General features: G+C 63.3%; 20 protein-coding genes. 3 read left to right on the top strand and 17 right to left on the bottom strand.

Translation table 11 applies throughout. The features are described 5' to 3' along the window. Nucleotides 1-31 precede the first annotated feature (31 nt). From ACQB61_RS18840 to ACQB61_RS18890, 11 genes are all read right to left on the bottom strand, one after another. Nucleotides 32-541 (bottom strand): MmcB family DNA repair protein, encoded by a 510-nt coding sequence (locus ACQB61_RS18840; RefSeq protein ID WP_430513868.1) that lies wholly within the window; start codon nt 539-541, stop codon nt 32-34. Nucleotides 542-545: 4 nt separating this feature from the next. Further along, nucleotides 546-1,721 carry a hypothetical protein gene (locus ACQB61_RS18845; RefSeq protein WP_430513869.1) on the bottom strand — a complete coding sequence of 392 codons (1,176 nt, stop codon included), beginning with the start codon at nt 1,719-1,721 and terminating at the stop codon, nt 546-548. Between the two features lie 96 nt (nt 1,722-1,817). Further along, nucleotides 1,818-2,819, bottom strand: coding sequence for an alpha/beta hydrolase family protein (locus ACQB61_RS18850; protein ID WP_430513870.1), 1,002 nt, complete (start codon nt 2,817-2,819; stop codon nt 1,818-1,820). 191 nt (nt 2,820-3,010) lie between these two features. Continuing rightward, nucleotides 3,011-4,795, bottom strand: coding sequence for a SulP family inorganic anion transporter (locus tag ACQB61_RS18855; RefSeq protein ID WP_430513871.1), 1,785 nt, complete (start codon nt 4,793-4,795; stop codon nt 3,011-3,013). A gap of 129 nt (nt 4,796-4,924) precedes the next feature. Then, nucleotides 4,925-5,818: an MBL fold metallo-hydrolase gene (locus ACQB61_RS18860; RefSeq protein ID WP_430513872.1), complete on the bottom strand. Its 894-nt coding sequence runs from the start codon at nt 5,816-5,818 to the stop codon at nt 4,925-4,927. 23 nt (nt 5,819-5,841) lie between these two features. Beyond that, the gene (locus ACQB61_RS18865) at nt 5,842-6,300 is read right to left on the bottom strand and encodes a DUF6691 family protein (RefSeq protein ID WP_430513873.1); all 459 of its coding nucleotides are present in this window, start codon (nt 6,298-6,300) and stop codon (nt 5,842-5,844) included. Between the two features lie 5 nt (nt 6,301-6,305). Then, nucleotides 6,306-6,737 (bottom strand): YeeE/YedE family protein, encoded by a 432-nt coding sequence (locus ACQB61_RS18870; RefSeq protein WP_430513874.1) that lies wholly within the window; start codon nt 6,735-6,737, stop codon nt 6,306-6,308. Nucleotides 6,738-6,841: 104 nt separating this feature from the next. Then, nucleotides 6,842-7,723 carry a phosphatase PAP2 family protein gene (locus tag ACQB61_RS18875; protein ID WP_430513875.1) on the bottom strand — a complete coding sequence of 294 codons (882 nt, stop codon included), beginning with the start codon at nt 7,721-7,723 and terminating at the stop codon, nt 6,842-6,844. After that, nucleotides 7,717-8,478, bottom strand: coding sequence for a hypothetical protein (locus ACQB61_RS18880; protein ID WP_430513876.1), 762 nt, complete (start codon nt 8,476-8,478; stop codon nt 7,717-7,719). Before ACQB61_RS18880 ends, ACQB61_RS18875 begins: the two co-directional genes overlap by 7 nt. 8 nt (nt 8,479-8,486) lie before the next feature. Continuing rightward, entirely contained in the window at nt 8,487-8,861 is a 375-nt protein-coding gene (locus tag ACQB61_RS18885) for a DedA family protein (protein ID WP_430513877.1), read from the bottom strand. Nucleotides 8,862-9,006: 145 nt separating this feature from the next. Continuing rightward, nucleotides 9,007-9,480, bottom strand: coding sequence for a low molecular weight phosphatase family protein (locus tag ACQB61_RS18890; RefSeq protein WP_430513878.1), 474 nt, complete (start codon nt 9,478-9,480; stop codon nt 9,007-9,009). Nucleotides 9,481-9,767: 287 nt separating this feature from the next. On the opposite strand from ACQB61_RS18890, the gene ACQB61_RS18895 reads away from it, so the two are divergent. Next, nucleotides 9,768-10,886 (top strand): tannase/feruloyl esterase family alpha/beta hydrolase, encoded by a 1,119-nt coding sequence (locus ACQB61_RS18895; RefSeq protein WP_430513879.1) that lies wholly within the window; start codon nt 9,768-9,770, stop codon nt 10,884-10,886. Then, entirely contained in the window at nt 10,790-11,452 is a 663-nt protein-coding gene (locus tag ACQB61_RS18900) for a tannase/feruloyl esterase family alpha/beta hydrolase (RefSeq protein ID WP_430513880.1), read from the top strand. The genes ACQB61_RS18895 and ACQB61_RS18900 overlap by 97 nt, the downstream gene beginning before the upstream one ends. Nucleotides 11,453-11,576: 124 nt before the next feature. Here the strand turns inward: ACQB61_RS18900 and ACQB61_RS18905 are convergent, their stop codons facing one another. The 5 genes from ACQB61_RS18905 to ACQB61_RS18925 form a co-directional block, all read right to left on the bottom strand. Continuing rightward, nucleotides 11,577-12,413, bottom strand: a complete 837-nt coding sequence (locus ACQB61_RS18905; RefSeq protein ID WP_430513881.1) for a phosphoenolpyruvate--protein phosphotransferase — start codon at nt 12,411-12,413, stop codon at nt 11,577-11,579. A 2-nt stretch (nt 12,414-12,415) separates the two neighbouring features. Next, the gene (locus tag ACQB61_RS18910) at nt 12,416-13,525 is read right to left on the bottom strand and encodes an HPr family phosphocarrier protein (protein ID WP_430513882.1); all 1,110 of its coding nucleotides are present in this window, start codon (nt 13,523-13,525) and stop codon (nt 12,416-12,418) included. Nucleotides 13,526-13,600: 75 nt separating this feature from the next. After that, the gene (locus ACQB61_RS18915; RefSeq protein WP_019964237.1) at nt 13,601-13,888 is read right to left on the bottom strand and encodes a PTS sugar transporter subunit IIB; all 288 of its coding nucleotides are present in this window, start codon (nt 13,886-13,888) and stop codon (nt 13,601-13,603) included. Between the two features lie 30 nt (nt 13,889-13,918). Next, entirely contained in the window at nt 13,919-14,386 is a 468-nt protein-coding gene (locus tag ACQB61_RS18920; RefSeq protein WP_430513883.1) for a PTS sugar transporter subunit IIA, read from the bottom strand. Next, nucleotides 14,383-15,792, bottom strand: a complete 1,410-nt coding sequence (locus ACQB61_RS18925; protein WP_430513884.1) for a PTS galactitol transporter subunit IIC — start codon at nt 15,790-15,792, stop codon at nt 14,383-14,385. Before ACQB61_RS18925 ends, ACQB61_RS18920 begins: the two co-directional genes overlap by 4 nt. Before the next feature lie 300 nt (nt 15,793-16,092). On the opposite strand from ACQB61_RS18925, the gene ACQB61_RS18930 reads away from it, so the two are divergent. After that, nucleotides 16,093-17,070 (top strand): sugar-binding transcriptional regulator, encoded by a 978-nt coding sequence (locus ACQB61_RS18930; RefSeq protein ID WP_430513885.1) that lies wholly within the window; start codon nt 16,093-16,095, stop codon nt 17,068-17,070. Between the two features lie 98 nt (nt 17,071-17,168). Here ACQB61_RS18930 and gyrB read toward each other — a convergent pair whose 3' ends face one another. Next, a complete protein-coding gene (gene gyrB / locus ACQB61_RS18935) occupies nt 17,169-19,622 on the bottom strand; it encodes a DNA topoisomerase (ATP-hydrolyzing) subunit B (RefSeq protein ID WP_430513886.1) in 2,454 nt (817 codons plus the stop codon). Nucleotides 19,623-19,733 lie beyond the last annotated feature (111 nt).

Raw genomic sequence — 19,733 nt, forward strand, 5'->3', positions numbered from 1 at the left:
TTCCCTCTTACGCCAGCCCTTGCGCGAAGGATCAGAGAACGCTGGCGATGGCTCTTGCGTCCGGGTCCAGGAGGTCATGCAGGCGCAGCGCCGCCTGACGGGCAAAGCGGGAGGTGACGGCCTTGCGCGTCGCGGCGGCCAGGGGATGGTGCGGGGCCTCGCGCAGGATATCGGCCGCATAGCCATCGGACAGGATCAGCCCGGCATCCTCAGGGAAAATCTCTGAAGGCACGTCCACATGGGTGGCGAAATAGAACCGGTCGCAGTGGGTGCGGTAGTCCGGCCATTTGCTATCCGCCCGGAAGTCCGCAATGGAGGATTTGACCTCGATGATGATGATCTCGTGTTTCGGGCCCAGCGCGATAAGGTCGGCCCGCCGCCCGGAGGCCAGTGTCAGTTCGGCCAAGCAGGCATAGCCTTGCAGGCGCATGAGCCGCGCCGCCCCGCGCCAGACCTTGAGCGCGGTTTCAGACTGACGTCCATCCGTCAGCGGGTCATCCAGGGCAATGCGGTTGCCAAAAGGGCGGTCCAACGGGTTCATTCGGTCAATGTTCCGCATTTGTTCGAAAAATGCAAGCTGGCTCCCGCCGTTTTTCAGCTTTCCGGCAGTGTGATGCCAAGCTCCCCGCCAGTGCCACCACCTTTGGATCATGGGGCATCTGCGCTGCAAGCACGGTCAGACGTTCTTGCGCCTCCGCCTGTCGTCCAAGGTCCGCCAGCCAACGGATGCGGGCGAGCGTCAGGTCCTTGCGCCAGCGTTTGGGCAGGGCGGCAAGGCTGGGGTGGCTGGCAATCTGCGCTTCGGCCCGCGTCATCAGGGCAAGGGCGGCTTCCAGGTCTTCGCGTGCAGCAGCCACTTCCGCCCTGAGGCGCAGCAGGCCGATGTGGTTTGGGGCAAGGCCGTCAAGCCGCAGAAGATCTGCTTCATCCGGCAGGGTGCTTTGCGCCAGACGTTCGGCGGCCTGCGAGAAGCCGGCATGGAACGCAGGCTGCAGGGTTTGCAGCAGATCGCGGGCCGCCAGTTCCGCCGCCGGATCGCGCTCAAAGGTGCGGATGATCTTGCGGATCACGTTCAGCGCGTAGAGATGGTCATGGCTGGCGTGGCAGGAGGCCAGTTCATGCACGTGGATACCCGCCATCGCCGGGACTTCCGCCTTGCGGCTCAGCACCCGCGCCGCACCAGCGGCATCGGCGGCATCGAAATGCCCGAAGTAAAGATGCAGCGGATGGCCGGGCGGGGTTTCAAGCCGTGCGAACTCCGGTGCAAGCGCCAGCGCCTCTGCTGGCGTACCGGGTGAGGCAAGACCATAGTCCGCGCTCTGTGTGCCGGGCCGTCCGGGCTCAAGCTCCGGGCCGAAGCTGTGGACCTCGCCATCTCCCCGGCGCAAGCCCGCCGCCAGCGCCGCATGGCCGCCCATGGACGAGCCATAGTGGATGATGCGCGAAGGCTTTGCCCGAGCGATGGCAGCGTCAATCGCCGTGTCGATGGCCGCCGTCTGCCCCTCATACCAGCGCCAGCGCAGGTCATTGAGGAAGAGGCAGGCGTGGCGGGTGTCCATGAACAGCCGTTCCAGCCCAAACCGGTCTTCGGGCACGCGCACCTGCGAATAGACGATGACCAGAATGCCGCTCCCGCCGCTCTGCGGGCCGGATACGAACCGCTGCCGCAGACTTGCCTCGGGCGGGTCTTGTACAGGTATGGGCTGGGGCGTCTGTTCCATGGCCGCGACCCTTGCCCGGGTGATGTGCGGAAGGCAAGCGAAAGGTGATCTCTGGGAAAGGCCGCGCAGAGAGCAATGCGCACTGTCTGGTTCGCGCTAGAGGTTCTCTTTCAGGAATGCGGCAATAGCGGCCTCAAGGGTCCGGTGGATGACAGCCCGGTCAACTCCTGGCGCATCCTTGCAGATCAGCTCCGCCTCTTCTGCCAAGGCTGGAGGGCACGGGTCAATAAAGACAAAGTGCCGTCCAGGCATGGATAGCTGTTGCGGTGGAGCTGGAAGGTTCTGCGCAAGGGCAAGTGCATTGGCTTGCGAACGCATGTAAAGATCATCTTGCGGGCGGACCAGCATGACCGGGAGTTTCACATCCGCAAGCGCGCGGGCATCGAACATGATGGCCAGAGGATCCAGCAAGACCAGCGCCTTGAACCGGGATTCAGATGGGGCCTCCCAGGCCTTCAAATCCGCCAGAGCGGTCTGTATGCCATCGTCATCGGGAGGACAGGACCCAGGATCACTGCGCCCTGCCGGTGTCTGACAGAAACGCAGGGCGAGCTCAAAATCCGGCTTGGCCCCGGCCACGGTCAGTGCGGTGTATCCGCCTGCGGAAAAGCCGATCATGCCGATCCGGCCAGTGTCCGCATGCGGAGCAATCCGGCTGTCTGCCAGCGCAGCGTCCAGTGCCGCAATGGCTTGTGCCGGGCGGCGTGTCAGGATCAGGGGCAGACTTGCAGACGGTTGGCCGGCAGTATCACCTTGATGGACCGGAGCCACGACAATGAAGCCTTCGCGGGCGAGGCTGGCTGCGAGCTCACGGTGGCTCAGCGGAGCGCCCCCTCGCCCGTGGGACAACAGCACCACAGGAAAACGGCCATCCGCAAACGGGCCATTGCGCGCCGCCCGGATCTCGAACGGGCCCGCCTGCCAAGGTGCTTCTTCTGCGGAGCCCGGGTACCAAACGAAGGCCGTGATCTGGCCGCCCGCTTCCTCACCTGTCACGCGTGTCACACCAGCCTTGTAGGAAGCCGCCAGTGCGGCAGGGCCGGGGAGACTGCTGCACAAAGCGAAGAGCAGCAAAAACAGGTTCCGTGCAAGTGTCATTGATCTTCCGGCATGTTCAGGAAGCTGACCCGCATGACAAAGAGCAAAGTTGCACGCAGGGTCAGCTCGCAGCCCAATGAGGCGTTTGAGGGCCTGACAGGTATCAGCTGCGTCCAGATGAGGGCAAGCTGCGACTGCGCCATCTCTGTCTTGCGAGAAAGGGGTCTCCTTTATCCGTCAGGGCAGAACACTCAAATCTCTGGCCCGCCCCACAGTGAGCTCATGGCGCGGCGTTTGGGGTGGCGGGCTTCGGAGAGGTGCGCGGTTTCGGGATCAAGGCTACACAGGGCGTCATACTGGGTGAGGAACACCTGGCCCGTGAGGTGCTGGGTGAAATCGGTGCGGTTCAGCCGGTCCATCACCGGACCCTTCACCTCTGACAGGTGGAAGGTGACACCGGAATCCTTCAGACGCCGGTTCAACTCCTCAAGGCTCTCGAAGGCGCTGGCGTCGATCACGTTCACGGCGGTGCACATCAGTACCACGTGGCGGATTTGCGGCCGTTCTGCCACCAGTTCCAGGATGCGGTCTTCCAGATAGCGGCTGTTGGCGAAGTAAAGGCTTTCATCGACGCGGACGGTCAGCACCGTGCTGCCGGTTACCACCTTGTGGCGTTGAACATTGCGGAAGTGCTCCGTGCCCGGAACAATGCCGACGACAGCCATATGCGGGCGGCTGGTGCGGAACAGATACAGCAGCACCGACAGCACAACGCCCGTTGTGACGCCTGTTTCCACCCCCACCAGCAGGGTGACGAGGATGGTGGCAGCCATGGCGGCAAAGTCGCTGCGCGAATAGATGAAGGTACGGCGAAGGGCCGGAAAATCCACCAGCGACAGCACGGCGACAATGATGGTGGCGGCAAGGGTTGCCTGCGGCAGGCTGGCGAGCAGCGGCGTCAGGAACAGCGTGGCCAGTGCAATGCCCACAGCGGTGTAGGCGCCTGCCGCCGGGGTTTCGGCGCCTGCATCGAAATTGACGACCGAGCGGGCAAAGCCGCCTGTCACAGGATAGCCGCCGGAGATGGCCGAGGCCACATTGGAGGCGCCAAGGCCGATCAGCTCCTGATCCGGCATGATGCGCTGGCGCTTCTTGGCGGCCAGCGTCTGCGCCACGGAAACCGATTCCACGAAACCGATGACCGAGATGAGCAGGGCAGGGACCAGCAGATCGAGCCATAATTTTGCGTCAAAGGGCGGAAGCACGGGCGTGGGCAGTCCGCCGGGAATGTGGCCAACGAGCTTCACACCTTCTTTGCCGAGGTCGAGTGTTGCAGCAAGCGCCGTTGTGACAGCCACGGCAGCCACGGGACCCGCCTTGGCGATGCTGTCCGCGAGCCTTGGCTGCAGTCCGGCACGGATCAGAAGCGGTTTCAGGCCCTTGCGCACCCAGAACAGGAAGCCGATGGCGGGCAGCCCGATGGACAGGGTGATGGGGTTGATCTGGCCAAGATTAGCGGCCAGCGATGAGCCGATCTCCACCAGCGTGGTTCCGCCGCCAGGTACTCCGAGAATGTGTTTCAGCTGGCTTGCCGCAATCAGCAGCCCAGACGCGGTGATGAAGCCGGAAATCACGGGATGTGACAGGAGATTGGCGAGAAAGCCAAGGCGGAACAGGCCCATGGCGATAAGGATGAGCCCGGAGAGGAAGGCAAGCGCAATGGCCGCGCCCAGATATTCCGCCGTTCCCTGCGCCGTCAGTTCTCCCACCGCAGAGGCCGTCATCAGTGACACCACCGCCACAGGACCCACTGCCAGCGCCCGGCTCGTGCCGAAGATGGCATAGGCCACCAGAGGCAGGATGGAGGCATAGAGCCCCACCTCTGCCGGCAGCCCCGCCAGCAGTGCATAGGCAAGCGATTGCGGGATCAGCATGATCGTCACGATCACGGCCGCAATCAGATCATTGGTGGCCGCCGCCCGGTCATAAGTGCGACCCCAGTCAAGGATCGGAAAATAACGCTGAAGCCGGTTCATTGGAGGGCTCGCTGGTGGGAGAAAACGGAAGCGGGGAACAGGTCCGGTCAAGGCAAAGAGCCGACGCCCATCACCGCGCTCCTCCGGGCGGGCGCGGGTGGGTGGGGGCACCCTGCCACGATGCGCCCCTCAAAGCCCGTTGACCGGAACCTTCAGGAAGGTTTTGCCGCTATCGTCCGCCGGAGGCAATTTGCCAGCACGCATGTTGACCTGCAGCGAGGGGATGATCAGCTTCGGCATGTCGAGTTCAGCATCGCGGGCGGTACGGAAGGCGATGAACTCCTCCCGCGTCTTGCCACCGCCCACGTGGATATTATGCGCCTTTTCCTCACCCACCGTGGTTTCCCACTGGATGTCGCGGCCATTGGGGCCGTAGTCATGGCACATGAACAGGCGCATTTCGTCCGGCAGGGCGAGCACTTTCTGGATGGAATCGTAGAGCGTACCCGCATCCCCGCCGGGAAAATCGGCACGGGCCGAGCCGCCGTCGGGCATGAACAGGGTGTCACCCACGAATGCGGCATTGCCCATCACATGGGTCATGCAGGCAGGCGTATGACCGGGGGTGTAGATGGCAAAGCAGGTCATGCTGCCGACCTGATAGGTGTCCCCATCCTCGAACAGCCGGTCAAACTGGCTGCCGTCGCGCTGGAACTCGGTGCCTTCGTTGAAGATCTTGCCGAAGGTTTCCTGCACCACGGTGATCTGGCTGCCGATACCGAGACGGCCACCCAGCTTGCCCTGGATGTAGGGCGCTGCGGATAGGTGGTCGGCATGGACATGGGTCTCGATCAGCCATTCCACCCTGAGGCCGTTCTCCTCGACGAAGCGGATGATCTGGTCTGCCGAGACATAACTGATCCGCCCGGCGGCGTAGTCGATGTCCATGACACTGTCGATGATGGCGCAGGCCTCCGAAGCCGGATCCTTCACCACATAACTGATGGTGTTGGTCAGCGGATCAAAGAAGGCGGTGACCTCGGGGGTCACCGTCATGTCAACCGGATAGGACTGCGTGCTCATGATGCTTCTCCTGAGGGCTCAGGTCATTCGCCAGATGCAAGTGTCGGACGCACTGGTTTCGGCTGCGGCTGCAACATGCCAACGGCCCGGGCAGCCAGCATGCCTGCGACCACGGCCGCGAAGGCGATCCACGGTTCACTCTGGCCAAGCCCGAGCGCGGGCACAAGCCCACCGGGGCAGAAACCGGACAGGCCCCAGCCGATACCAAAGACGGCCGCGCCGCCGATGAGCTTCGGATCAATGTCCTTGCGGGCAGGCACGAGATAGCGCGGGGCCAGCAGCGGTGCGCCTGCCTTACGGAAGAGGACCTGGTAGCCGATAGCGGTAACGGTCAGCGCGCCGCCCATGACAAAGGCGAGGCTCGGGTCCCATGTTCCGGCAACATCAAAGAAGTTTAGAACCTTGGCCGGATTGATCATCCCCGACAGCAGAATGCCGAGGCCAAAGACGGTGCCGATCACAAAGGCGGATAGAATACGCATAGGTCTCAGCCTCCGAAGACGTGACGGACAAGAAAGACGGTGACCGCGCCGGTGGCCATGAAGGTCAGCGTGGCGGCAATGGAACGGGCGGAGAGGCGCGACAGACCGCAGACCCCGTGGCCGCTGGTGCAGCCGGAGCCGAAGGTGGCGCCAATGCCAACCAGAAATCCGCCGGCCACCAGCGCAAGTGTGGAGACCGGCACAGCGATCTGCGGCATGCTGCCGGTCAAGGCCATGACAATGATAGGGGCAGAGACCATTCCGGCGATGAAGGCGATGCGCCAGCCCCGGTCACTTTCGCCCGAGCCCGGCAGAAACCCGCCCAAAATGCCGGTGATCCCGGCAATGCGGCCATGAACAGCCATCAAGGCAACGGCGGCAAGGCCGATGAGTGCACCCCCTGCCAGCGACAGAAGCGGCGTGAATTCGGTTGGCATACTAACCCTCTCTTCAGATGCCTGAAGACGGCCAAGGATGGCCGCTTGTTTCACATATAAGAAACTAGCTGGGTTGCGCCAAGATGTATTTTCAAAAAATGAAACTATTGCGCGGCTGCGGGCAGCGCAGGGACCAACGTCACCGCCGAACCATCCGGGCGCTGCCGGGCGGTCGCTCCCGGAAGCTGCAGGAAGGGGTTGCGGCTGGCCGGCGGTGCGGCCTGTTCCGTCTTGGGTGCAGAGAATTCGCCCAGAGGATGCAGGATTTCTTCCGAAATGATGCCGCCAGCATAAAGAGGCGTGACGTCATTCCCGCGTTTGATGACGAAGCTTGTAGGCCACAGGCGCAGCACCTGACGGATATCGTCATTCTTGTCCGGCGAATTGCTGTTGCGGATCATCACCAGGGCGGCATAGCGCCCGTAATGGGTCCTCGGCAGAGCAGGCAGAATCTCCGCGCTCGTCTGGCCTTCAATGAACCCTGCGGCAGATCTCACGGTCCAGGCCGGCGCCTTCTGCCAGCCCTCCTGTTCCAGTCTGAGGGCCAGAGCGCCCAAATCACCTGCATATTGCACGATCAACGGCTCTTCCTCATCGCCGCTGAGACCAACACGGCGCGGTGCAACGCGCGTCCAGCTGCTGTCCAGCCAGTCCGCTTCGCCAAGCACCTGCTCGTACGGCACGGGGCTATAGGTGGCAAGGGCTGCTGGCAGGTTGCGTGTGATGTGCCAACCGCCGAACACGACGAAGGCACTTGCCACGATGGCCGCCAGAACACCCCGGCCCACCTTTTCGTTGTGGACATGGCCAAAAACGAAGGCGAAGGCGGCGACCATGGCGGTGCCGAACAGCAGGCCCGCCAGCACGTCACTGGTCCAGTGCACGCCGAGATAGACCCGCGAGAAGGCCATGGTCAGCACATAGATGGCGGTGATGGTGAAGATGCCGGCCTTGGACCAGGCAGAGCGCTCATGGGCGATCAGCACGGCAATGATACCGAAGATGACGGTGGTGACCGTCGTGTGGCCGGAGGAAAGCTGAAGCCATGCACTCCGTCGCCAAAGGCGTTGGGCCGCTCACGTACAACGAGAGCCTTCATCAGCGGCACGAAAAGCGCCGTTGTGCTGACGGCGATAAGGAAGCCTGTGCCTCTGCGCCAGGCCTTGCGGCCAAACAGATAGGCCGCGACCAGCAGCGCAAAGATGGTCAGCAGAAAACCATCGCCCAGCATGGTGATAGGCACGAGGATGCGGTCACCCAGCGGAGAGCGCAGGCTCTCGAACAGGTTGCGGATCGCCAGATCCGCCTGGGTCAGGGTGTCGCCGGGCGTGAGCTGCGTCACCAGCCAGAAGAAGGCAGGCATGGTGATGATCAGCAGGAGCGCAGATGCCAGCATGCCGGTGGAGCGGGGATGCTGCGGATCAAAAGAGCGGGCCACCCACTTCGAGACCGGACCGGGACGGCGGGCAAACCAGCCGATGATGGCGCCATGGGTGCCGGCAAACAGCGGCATGATGATCTGGATCAGCCAGCGGCCCAGCATGATCACGACAAAGAGGATGACGCAGAGCACGCCCAGCATCACCGCCAGACGGCCACTGACCTCGCCGATGGCGCTGAGGGCGGTGCCGGCAATGAAGCCGGGTCCCAGATGCGAGACAGCCCAGGCAATGGCCGAGGTGACGTTGACGAAGGTGAAGTACCAGGCGTCCATGCCCACCATGCCGGCGATGCCCGGCACGACGGATTTTACCCCGGCACGAACCTGCCGATGAAGACGCTCTTGCCGCCATGCAGGCGGAAGAAGGCTTCTCCCCGCTCCATGATGCTGGTGTAGCGGGACAGGGGCCAGACATTGCGCAGCCGGTCCTTGTAGAAATAGCCAACCCAATAGGAAATCGCGTCACCGGCGATGGCGCCGAGAGTGGTCCATAAAAAGATCGACAGCGGATCAAGCTTGCCAAGACCGGCGAGCGCGCCCGCACCGACCAGAACCACGGTGCTGGGCACGAAGAGGCCGACGATGAAAAGGGCCTCGCCCATGGCGATGAGGAAGCAGATGAGCCCGGCCAGTTCGGGGTTGTCCCCCAGGAACGTGACGATCTGATTGAGATACTCGGTCAAGAAAGGCTTCCACCTGATCGCAACACTTTAGGCCTCACGCGCATGGCTGCAGATTTTCCGGGCCCAGGCCGCCTGCATATAAGTATCGGCCTATGTGCTCAACAGGTATCTAGCACCAGAAAGTTTCGGCAAGGTGCATGTGGTTTCAGCAAGAGGCAAGAAGCAGCTCCTGCGCTTGCCGGTGCACGGGTGGAATCTGCTGGGCAAGCGTCTGATCGATGCAGTGGCGAATGCGGCGGAAATACTCGCTGCAGGCCGCAAGGCTTTCGGGACGGCTATCAGCCTCACAGGCCGCCACCTGCCAAAGCGTACGTGGCGGATTTCCGGGCCAGTCCGGCTGATGGCCCCCAGCCACGCTATCCGTCAGCGCCACCACTCTGTCAGGCTGTGGCGCATGGGGCAGCATGAAGATGTCCCAGCTCTTGGGTTCAAGACCCTGCGCGTCCAGCCCGTGATCCTGCAGCAGGCGGCGGGCCAGCGGATGCAGCGTGCCGCGCGGATTGGGCCCGGCAGAAAAGGCACGAATTCCCTGCGGCGCAAGGCTGTTCAGATAAGCCTCAGCCAGTGGCCCGAGAAGGGCGTTGTCCGGACAGACGAAAAGCACAGTCGACGGGGTCATTCCAGGCCTCTTCGAATCATCGCCCCTTGGGCGTCTGTTTAGTCAGATGACACTACGGACGTGTGACAGCGGCAGTTCGTGCAAAACCGGATGCCACAGCAGGACCGGCAAGGCGGCTGGTGCATGGCTGTAGCGCGGTTTTGACTTGTCCAGCCAAAAGGATGCCCACTAGCATACGACCTGCAATACGGATTGCATCGGGACTGCACTTTCTGGCTGTGACCACAGGAGGAGCTGCATCACAGGCAGAAAACGACGCAGACCGGATTTGGTTTCGGGAGGACGGAATGAAATTCAGACGAGCCTTGCTTGCCAGCCTGCTGACGGCGCCGCTGCTGCCTGTGGCTGCCACGGAAAATGTACAGGCAGCGGCAGATTGCAATGCCGCTGCAAGCTTGTTCCAGATCGAGGGGCTGGACGTCACCGGCAGCGAGGCGGTTGCCAAAGATGCCGCGATTGGCCGCTCCAATGCTGCGCCTGTGGCCCATTGCGTGGTTCAGGGCAAGCTGGACCAGCGCAACGGTGTGGATGGCCAGCCCTACGCCATTTCCTTTGAACTGCGCCTGCCGGAAAACTGGAACGGGGATTTCGTGCATCAATTCAATGGCGGCAATGATGGCCGGGTGGTGCCTGCCCTTGGTCAGGTGCTGGGCGGAGACAAGAGCCAGACGGCGCTTGGCCGCGGTTATGCGGTCGTCTCCAGTGATGCCGGTCACGATGGTGCTGCAGTAAAGGATGCCGGACTTGCGGGCGGGGCGCGTTTCGGCTTCGATCCTCAGGCCCGCCGGGACTATGGCTATGGTGCCGTCGCGCGGCTCAATCCGGTGGCCTTGCAGATGGTCGAGACCTTCTATGGCCAGCCTGTGCAGCGGTCTTACGGTCTGGGCAGTTCCAATGGCGGGCGCCATGCCATGGTGGCGGCAGAGCGCATGCCCGATGCCTTCGACGGGCTGCTGATCGCCTATCCCGGCTTCAATCTGCCTAAAGCTGCCGTGCAGCATGCCCATGACCTTCAGGCACTGGCGGCCATTTCCGGCGATATCCGCACCTCCCTGTCAAAGGACGATACGGATGTTCTCGCCAAAGGCATTCTGGCCGCCTGTGACGGGCTGGACGGGCTGACGGATGGTCTGGCGCAGAATATCGATGGCTGCCAGAAGGCCTTTGATATATCCGCACTCGCCTGCAAGGCCGGGCAGGAAACCGGCTGCCTCAGCCAGCCAAAGATCGAAGCGCTGCAGACGATGCTGAAGGGGCCGCACAACAGCAAGGGCGAGCAGCTTTATGCCCCTGGGTCTGGGATGCGGGCATGGCCTCATCCAACTGGCGCATGTGGCGGGTCAACAGCGAGGCGGAAGCCTTTGCCAGCCTACCGCGCATCGTTGCGCTGGGCGCTCCCTCACTAGCGCAAATTTTCACAACACCGCCCACCCGTGTTGACGGCACGCCCGAGGCGCTGATGGCTTATCTCGCCGCCTTCAATTTCGACACGGACGCGCCGAAGATCTTCGCAAAGACGGATGACTTTCCCGAATCCGCCATGGAGTTCATGACCCCGCCGGGCGCGGGCAATCCCGATCTTGCAGCCTTCCGGGCGGCGGGCGGCAAGATTGTCCTGTTCCATGGGGCAGGTGATCCGGTGTTCTCCATCCGCGACACGGATGCCTGGTTCGAGAAACTCTCGGCCAATGCTGGCACGGATCTGGACGGTTTTATCCGCTATTACCGGATTGCCGGCATGCCCCATGGCGCCAGCGGACCAACAGCAGACGGCTTCGACTTTTTCGCGAGCCTGACGGACTGGGTGGAAAAGGACGAGGCTCCCGGTGCGGTGATTGCCTCCGTGACGGATGGCAACAAGGAGGGCATCGCGGCGCTGGGCAAGGTGACGCGCAAGCTTTGCCCGCATCCGCAGGTGGCCCGCTACACCGGCAGCGACCCCGCGTCGGCGGAGAGCTTCACCTGTCAGTGAGATCCTGTAATGCCAAGGCGCTGAGATGCTGACGCATCACGCCTTGAAGGCGCTCAAGCGCCGCACGGGCTTAACCAAGAAAAATGCCCCGGAAGCGGTCTTCCGGGGCAGGTGGCGTCTGACCTCAGGGGGTCTGAGGCGGGGAGGAGAGGGTGGCAGCGCCGATGGCCTGCTTGATGCGGGGGATGGAGGCTGGTGCCATGCTGAGCTCGCGCACACCGGCATCGAGGAAGGTCTGAAGCAGGCTTGCATCGGAAGCTGCCTCGCCGCAGATGCCGCACCAGATGCCATTTGCCTGCGCGGCTTCCGCGACCATGCGGATAGCGCGCAGAACAGCTGGATGGTGCGTCTGGCAGAGACTGGCAACGGACGGGTTCATCCTGTCGGCGGCCATGACATATTGGGTGAGGTCATTGGTGCCGATGGAGAAGAAGGCCGTCACCGCCGCCAGATCATGGGCGATGAGAGCGGCGGCGGGCGTCTCCACCATGGTGCCGAGATCAAAACTCCCAAAGGCCTTGCCCTCTGCCGTCAGCTCGGCTTCGCAGTCCGCGATGAGATCACGGGTGCTGGCGATTTCCGCCGGGTCGCTGACCATAGGCAGCATCACCTTGAGATCGCCGTAAGGGGCCGCGCGCAGCAGTGCACGCAGTTGCACCTTGAACAGGGCCGGATTGGCTAGGCACAGCCGGATGCCACGCAAGCCAAGGAAAGGGTTTTCTTCCTGCGGCACGGAAATGCCGCGTACCGGCTTGTCGCCCCCGATGTCGAGGGTGCGGATCACCACAGGATGGCCGGGGAAAGCCTCCAGCACGGTCCGGTAGGTGGTGAACTGCTCTTCCTCATCCGGCAGGGCGGTGCGCCCGAGGAACAGGAATTCGGTGCGCATCAGGCCGACGCCCATGGCGCCGTGTTCCTTTGCCAGCTCAATGTCCTTCACCGAACCGATGTTCGCGGCCACGGTTACCGGCGTGCCATCGCGCGTGACGGGGAAACATCCCGCAGCGCGGAAAGCCGCTCTGCCTCGGCGCGGGCCTCGGCGCAGCGGGCCTTGAAGGTTTCCGCAATATCAGATGACGGGTCCGGGTAGACCAGCCCCGATGTGCCATCGAGCGCGACCATACGCGCAGCGGCGAGCTTGTTTTCCGGATCGGCAACACCGAAAACGGCGGGAATGCCGAAAGCCTTGGCAAGGATGGCCGCATGGCTGGTGGCCGAGCCATTGCGGCAGATGAGGCCACCAGTGCGGCGCAGGTCCGCCGCGCCGATTTCCAGCGCAGTCAGATCTTCAGCCACGACGATTGCCCCTTCCGGGCAGTCGGCAAGCGAAACAGGCTTGAGACCGTTGACGGCAAGTGCCAGCAGCCGGGCCACCGCATCCATGTCTTCGGCGCGGGCACGGGCATATGGGTCCGGAAGGGCGGCAAGCGCGGCTGCCATCTCGCGTCCGGCGGTCAGAATGGCGGTGATGGCCGGTTGCCCGTCGGCCACATGGGCTGCAATCGTGGCGGCCCAATCCGCGTCTTCGGCCAGACTGGCGATTGCGGTCAGAATATCCCGGGCCTGCGGGGAAGCGGCCTGGGCGGCGTCCTCATGGATCTGCTGAAGCAGCCGGACGCGGGCGCCCTCAACTTTCTCCAGTTCTACGCTGCGGGCTTCCGACGGGGTGGGGCCAGCCGGGGCCTCCAGCGCGGGCTGGATGAAATGGAACACCGGACCGATGGCAGGTCCGCCACCCGTACCGATGCCTTTGAGGGCACCCGCCGGCCTTGCGTCAACGGCAGGAGCCGTGTCCGCAGCAGGCGTGGGAGACGTTTCACGGACCTCGGATGCAAGCGTGGCAGCCGGTGTATGCGCCGCGCCGCCTGAAAGAAACCCGGAGACGGCGGACAGGGCCTCAGCAGCTTCAGGGCCGCTGGTGCGCAGTTCCACCTCGTCACCCTCCTTCACGCCGAGCAGCAGCAGCTTCAGCGAAGAGCGGGCGGGAGCGGTCTGCGCCCCGGCTTCGATCACGATTTCTGCCTCGAAGCCTTTGGCGAGGCGAACGAGCTCGGCAGCCGGGCGGGCATGCAAGCCCCCTCGACGCCAACGCGCACGCGCTTCATCGTCTCCATCGGTCCTGTTCCGTCTTCTGGTCCTGGCGTCCGTTCAGCCAGCAAGGATCTTGGCGATCTTCTCGATTTCCGCTTCCCGGCCAATGCCGGTGAGGAAGGCGAGGGTGACGATTGCGGGCTTGGGCAGGTTGGGCGGCAGCGGCGTGGTGGAGACGACGAGATCGGCTTGATCGATCAGGCTCGGCACTTCTGTCGCCTTGCACTGACGGGTCTCGATGCGGATGCCGCGGGCGGCCATGGCCTCTTCCAGGCTGTTGGCCACCACGGTGGATGTGGCGACGGCGGTGCCGCATGCCACGAGAACGGTCTTGGTCTGCGCCATCAGTTTCCTCCTGTTGTTCTTCTACGGCCCTCAGGCTGCGTTCAGCAGCGCCCGCGCTTCCTGCGGGTCGGATGCTTCGATCAGCTTGCGGATTCGCTCCCCATCCTGCAGCAGTCTGCCGATGGATTGAAGCATGCCGATCTGTTCATCCTTGCTCTTCAGTGCCAATGCGAAGACCACGCGGACTGCCAGTTCGTTGTCCGGGTCGTCCATGCTGGCAAAGGCGACCGGTTCCGCCAGCGTGGCGATGGCAATGCCGGAGCGGATGACATGCTGCGGATCGGTGTGTGGCACAGCCACCGCCAGTCCGTCTTCCATCGGCAGGCCGGTTGGCATCACCATTTCACGGTCGATGACCGCCTGAACGTAGGTTTCGGCAACAAGGCCCTTGGCCCTGAGGTGACCGGCCAGAAGGCCGATCACCGAGGTTGCGTCCTGTGCCTGCGCCTTGAGGAAGATGCCGTCCTCAGCCACGCAGTCTGCAAGGGATTCCGTCATGCATTCGCTCCTTCGGAAGCATCATCTTCGCCGCCTGCCAGCTTTTCGAGTGCAGCGCGCTTGGTGACGAGAGCGAGAAGGGCGGCAGCGGCACAGATGCCCAGGATCACCAGTCCGATGATGCCGAAGACCTGCACCAGCTCCACCGTTGCCCAAGCCAGCCAGACAAAGCCGTCGCCGATGGCGGTGATCTGCGAGGCGCCTGCGGGCATCGCAAAGCCGGAAGAGACTGCTGCCTTGGTGAAGAGCGGGGCGAGCGAACCGGCCATGTAGAAGCCGATGCCCAGCGTGATCGTGCCAATGATCACCATGCGCAGCACGTTGCCCCGCACGATGGGTGCGGCAAGCGCCACGACGAAGGGGATCACCGCCAGATCGGCGAAGAGGATGACCCGGTTACCCGGCAGCACCACCGACAGAAGGATGGCGATCGGCACCAGCAGCAGTGCGCTGGAAATGGCCGCCGGATGACCGATGAGAATGGCCGAGTCGAGGCCGATGTTGATCTGGCGGTTGCCGGCGCGCTTCTGCACGAATTCGCGGGCAGCTTCCGAAACCGGGATCAGGCCCTCCATCAGGATCTTCACCATGCGCGGCAGCAGCAGCATCACGGCGGCAAGGTTGATGCCGGTCTTCAGCACTTTGGTGATCATGCCGGCGATGTCTTCCGGGTTCCAGAAGCCGATGGCGCCAAGCACCACACCGATGACGAGACCCAGAACCACCGGCTCGCCGAGCACGCCGAGGCGTTCCTGGATATGGTCGGTGCTGAGGTCGATGTCGCGCAGGCCCGGAATACGGTCGATGACCCAGTTCACGGCGACTGCAATCGGCAGAATCTGAACGGAAAGAAGATGCGGCACCGAAACGCCTGGCAGGCCGTAAAAACGCTGCACGGCCTTGGCGCTCCAGTCAGCGAAGATCAGGCAGATGACGGCGATGATGGCGGCGGCTGCAAGGCCCATGCCCAGCGAATTGGTGGCAGCGACCACCAGCGAGCCGACAAAGGCAAAGTGCCAGAAGTTCCACACGTCCACGTTCAGCGTACGGGTGAGGCCGGCGAGCAGCATCACGACATTGACGGCGATGCCGATGGGGATGATCCAGAGGCCGACCTGCGAGCCGAATGCGATGGCCGCCGAGGACGGCCAGCCCACATCAACGATGTCGCGGGTGACGCCGGTGTTCGTGGCGATGGCCTGCGCCACCTCGCTGAGGTTGGTCCACATCAGGCCGATGACGAGATTGATGCCGATGAAGGCAACGCCGATGGTGACACCAGCCCGGAACGCCTTGCCGGGGCGGGCCCCCAGAACCACGGCAATGATGAAGATGATGATCGGCAGCAGAACCGTCGCACCCAACCCGTCGACGACAGTCTTCAGCCCTGACAACAGGCTATCCATGCTTTCCTCCTCCCAAAGTTCCGGCTGGCAGCGCCGGAAAAATGCGGACGCGGAGAGGTCTCCAAGCGGCTTGCGCTCTCCCTCCAGGGCGCCTGCCGCACTCTCCGCTGACCTGATGCTCAAAGTCCCTCTCCGGCAAAAGATCGGGCAAATGTGCATCACATGCACTTTTGTCTAAACCCGTGAGTGGATATGTGTCAAGTGTGCTGCTATTGAACATTTGTTCAGGTTGCCGTAGCGCCCAGTCTGCATCATCTAGGTGCAACAGGATCTGCTGCGGCAAGGTTTGAGGGAGGAAACATGGCAAGACCCAAGTCCGGCGACGACGATCTGGGCGTGCTCGCGGCATGGCTCTACTACGTCCATGGACTGGGGCAGGAGCAGGTGGCCAGGCGGCTCAATCTATCACGCACCAAGGTGACGCGGCTTCTGGCGCAGGCCCGCGACACGGGTCTTGTAAAGATCTCTGTCGAGCATGAAATGGCAGAAACCCTCGCGCTCAGCGACTGGATCAGTCAGCGCTACAGCGTAGAGGAATGCGTGCTGACGCCGCCACTGGAAGCCCAGTCTTCCGAGCCGGAACTGGCCGAACGGCTGGGGCGCGAATCGGTCGGCATTGCCGCCAGCAACTATCTCTCCCGCATTCTGTTGAGCACGCCGGACATGATCCTGGGTGTCGCCGGCGGACGGACCATTGCCCGGATGGCCGATGCCATGCGCCAGCTTTCCAAGAGCGACTGCCTCGTGGTGGCGATGATCGGTGCCTCATCCATTGATGACGGGGTGAGCTCCTATTCGGTGGCCCTGCAGCTGGCTGCCACCATCGGGTGCCCGGCCCGCACCCTGCCTCTACCCAGCCACGTGGGCAGCGCTGACACCCGCCGGGCACTGGAGCAGGACCCGGTGCTGCGGGCGATGCTCGACAAGGGCGAGACGGCAGTGCTCAATCTGCTCAGCTGCGGCGGCGTGCAGCCGGGCGGGACATTCTTCCGGCTGGCAGGTATTGGTGCTTCGGAGGTGGATGATGCCATCCGGGCCGGGGCCGTGAGCGAGATCGGCGGCTTTTTGCTGGCCGCAGACGGCAGTCTGGTGGACTGCGCCCTCAACGAGCGCCGCGTCGGCATCTCCTTTGAAGCACTTCAGCGCGGCACCAATGTCATCATCGCCTCCGGAGCACGCAAGACCGAGCCTCTGAAAGCCGTGATGAAGGCAGGCCTTGCCCGCACCATCATCATTGATCAGGAAATCGCCCAGGCGCTGGCCCGTAAGGGAGCGTAAGGAAGAAGGGCTTAGACAGCCGGACAGGCATCAGCGCAGGCCCGGCACATGCTCCAAAAGCAGCAGAACCCGGCGGGGGTCAACCCGCCGGACCGGTATCAGACGTCCAGATTGGCAACGCTGAGGGCGTTGTCCTGAATGAACTCGCGGCGCGGTTCCACCTCATCGCCCATCAGCTTGGTGAAGATGTCGTCAGCCGCATCGGCCTCCTTGACCTTCACCTGCAGCAGCGAACGGACGTTCGGATCGAGCGTCGTCTCCCACAGCTGTTCCGGGTTCATCTCGCCAAGGCCCTTGTAGCGCTGCAGGCTGAGGCCCTTGCGGCCGAAGGCAAAGATGGTGGACAGCAGCGCCTGCGGCCCGCGGATCGCCGTTTCGGCATCCTTGCGGCGCAGGACGGCGGCCTTGCCGTAGATCTCGTTGAGATGCGCCGAATGAGCATCGAGGCGGCGGGCATCAGCCGAAGCCAGAAGCGCCGGATCAATGGTGGCCACCTCATCCACACCGCGCACGGTGCGGCGGAAGACAAGCGCACCATCATCGCGCACCTCGGCCGTCCAGCCCCGTTCGAATTCATCGGCGAGGATGTCGAGGCGGCGGGCGATATAGGCTGCCGCCTGCTCGCCCTTCTCCCGGTCGTTGAGCGTGTCCGGATTAAGCGCGCCGGCGATGGCAGCCTGCTCCACGACCGAGCGGTCGTAGCGCGAGTGAAGCCCATCCAGAATGCCGCTGATGGCACGGGCCTGCTCCACCACCTGCCGCAGATCCGCGCCCATGCGCACCTCGCCATTCGCGAGCGCCAGGGAGGTGTCTTCAAGGCCGGTGCCGATCAGATAGTTCTCAAGCGCCGTCTGGTCCTTGAGATACTGCTCCGACTGGCCGCGCTTCACCTTGTAGAGCGGCGGCTGGGCAATGTAGATGTAGCCGCGCTCGATCAGCTCCGGCATCTGCCGGAAGAAGAAGGTCAGCAGCAGGGTGCGGATGTGGGCGCCGTCCACGTCGGCGTCCGTCATGATGATGATCTTGTGGTAGCGCAGCTTCTCGACGTTGAACTCTTCCTTGCCGATGCCGGTGCCGAGCGCGGTGATCAGCGTGCCGATTTCATTGGAGGAGAGCATCTTGTCGAAGCGGGCACGCTCCACGTTGAGGATCTTGCCGCGCAGCGGAAGCACGGCCTGGTTCTCGCGGTGGCGGCCCTGCTTGGCCGAGCCGCCGGCCGAGTCACCCTCGACGAGGAACAGTTCGGCCTTGGAGGCGTCACGCTCCTGACAGTCGGCGAGCTTGCCGGGGAGGGAGGCGATGTCGAGCGCGCCCTTGCGGCGGGTCAGCTCACGCGCCTTGCGCGCCGCTTCGCGGGCGGAAGCCGCTTCCACCACCTTGGACACCAGTGACTTCGCCTTGGCCGGGTTTTCTTCCAGCCATTCGGCCAGCGCCTGGTTGATGATGTTCTCCACCACCGGACGCACTTCGGAAGACACCAGCTTGTCCTTCGTCTGGGACGAGAACTTCGGGTCTGGCACCTTGACGGACAGAACGCAGGTCAGGCCTTCGCGGCAGTCATCGCCGGTCAGCGACACCTTTTCCTTCTTCAGAAGGCCGGAGCTTTCCGCATAGCCGGTAACCTGACGGGTCAGTGCCCCACGGAAACCGGCCAGATGGGTGCCGCCATCACGCTGGGGAATGTTGTTGGTGAAGCACAGCACCTGCTCGTGGTAGCTGTCGTTCCACCACATGGCGACTTCAACCGTGATGCCGTCCCGCTCCGCCGACATGGAAATCGGCGCGTCCAGCAGCGGGTGCTTGGCCCGGTCGAGATAGCGCACGAAGGCTTCCAGACCGCCCTCATAAAACAGCTCGACCACGCGCGGCTCGACGCCGCGCTTGTCCGTCAGGATAATGCGCACGCCGGAGTTCAGGAACGCCAGCTCGCGCAGGCGGTGCTCCAGCGTGTCAAAATCGAATTCGATCCTGGTGAAGGTCTCCGGCGAAGGCAGGAAGGTCACTTCCGTACCCTTGCGGCCATTTGCGGGACCCGTCACCTTCAGCGGAGCCTCTGCATCACCGTGGCGGAAGCGCATGTAATGCTCATTGCCACCGCGCCAGATCCGCAGGTCCAGCCAAGTGGAGAGGGCATTCACCACGGAAACGCCCACGCCGTGCAGGCCGCCAGACACCTTGTAGGAATTCTGGTCGAACTTTCCGCCTGCGTGCAGCTGGGTCATGATGACCTCAGCGGCAGACACGCCTTCCTGCGGGTGCAGGTCGGTGGGGATGCCACGGCCATTGTCCGTCACGGTGACGGAGCCCTCGGCGTTGAGGGTCACGGTTACATGGTCGGCATGGCCGGCCAAAGCCTCATCGATGGCGTTGTCGACAACCTCATAGACCATGTGGTGCAGGCCAGAGCCGTCGTCGGTGTCGCCGATGTACATGCCCGGGCGCTTGCGCACAGCGTCGAGGCCCTTCAGCACCTTGATGCTGTCAGCGCCATATTCCTGTGCTGCAGAGCTTTCCGCAGACGGGGTGTTCTCGGGAATCGAAGTATCGCTCATCCGAATCAGTCACCATTCGGTCCAGGGGATTAATGTACCCTTATACGGCACTGGCCGGAGGGTTCAACCAACCCGGCCAAATGGCCGGGCATGAGGGGTTTCACCAGTGGA

The organism is Pannonibacter phragmitetus (assembly GCF_050510895.1).
Lineage (GTDB): Bacteria > Pseudomonadota > Alphaproteobacteria > Rhizobiales > Stappiaceae > Pannonibacter > Pannonibacter phragmitetus_B.